We start from the raw sequence: 1,131 nt of genomic DNA, 5'->3' as shown, positions 1-1,131 counted from the left end.
GTGAGTCGTTGATTCGTTTGCAGTAGCGTGCGATGGATTCGAGGATCTGGTCGGCGGCCTTGGTCCAGACATAGGGCCGTGGGTCGTCGTTCCAGGTCTCGATCCAGTCCAGGATGTCCTGGTTCAGTTCGCGGACGCTGCGGTGGCTGCCGCGTTGCAGCTTCTTGGTGGTCAGCTCGCCGAACCAGCGTTCGACCAGGTTGAGCCAGGACGAGCTGGTCGGGGTGAAGTGCAGGACGAAGCGGGGATGGGCGGCCAGCCAGCGTCTGACGGCCGGGGTCTTGTGCGTGGAGGCGTTGTCCAGCACCACATGCACGTCCAGATCGGCCGGTACCTGGCGGTCCAGGGTGGCCAGGAACTTCTTGAACTCGATCGCGCGGTGGCGGGCGTGCAGGCTGCCGATGACCTTGCCGGTGGCCAGGTCCAGAGCGGCGAACAGGCTGGAGGTCCCGGCGCGGACGTAGTCGTGACTGGCCCGCTGCGGAGTGCCGGGCAGCATCGGCAGCACCGGGGCGGTGCGGTCCAGGGCCTGGATCTGCGATTTCTCATCCACGCACAGCACCACGGCGCGTTCGGGCGGGTCGAGGTATAAGCCGACCACGTCGCGGACCTTGTCGATGAACTGCGGATCCTTCGACAGCTTCCAGGTCTGGCGCCGGTGCGGAGCCAGACCGAACGCGCGCCAGATCCGGGACACAGCGGTCTGTGACAGCCCGATCTGGGCGGCCAGGGACCGGGTCGACCAGTGCGTGGCGTCCTTGGGCGTGGTCTCCAGGGTCGTGGTGATCACCTTCTCCACGTCGGCGTCGGTGATCGTGCGGGGCCGGCCCGGCCGCGGCTCATCCATCAGCCCGTCGAGCCGGTCGGTGGCGAAGCGGTTGCGCCACTTGGTCACCGTGGCGCGGGAGATCCCGAGGTCCTCGGCGATTGACCCGTTGGTCGCTCCCGCCGCGTCCGCGCAGGCGAGGACCACTCGTGATCGCAACGCGATCGCTTGAGCGCTGGATGGTCGGCGGGACCAGGCGAGTAATTGTTCTCGTTCGTTGTCAGTGAGCACGATCGGCACTGCTGTCGGCAACGGCATGGGACATCGCTGCCCACTGACAACGCATTAACGCTTCAGGACACTAG

The 1,131-nt window shown here is 66.6% G+C and carries 1 protein-coding gene; it reads right to left on the bottom strand.

The window, feature by feature from the left end; genetic code table 11:
* Window positions 1-1,084: IS630 family transposase (locus FDA94_RS38880; RefSeq protein ID WP_137252013.1), on the bottom strand; the 1,084-nt coding region annotated here is incomplete at its 3' end.
* Window positions 1,085-1,131: the final 47 nt, after the last annotated feature.

Origin of the sequence: Herbidospora galbida, from assembly GCF_005233835.1 — a bacterium.
In the GTDB taxonomy this organism is placed as follows: Bacteria; Actinomycetota; Actinomycetes; order Streptosporangiales; family Streptosporangiaceae; genus Herbidospora; species Herbidospora galbida.
This window is presented reverse-complemented; position numbering and strand designations above follow the sequence as displayed.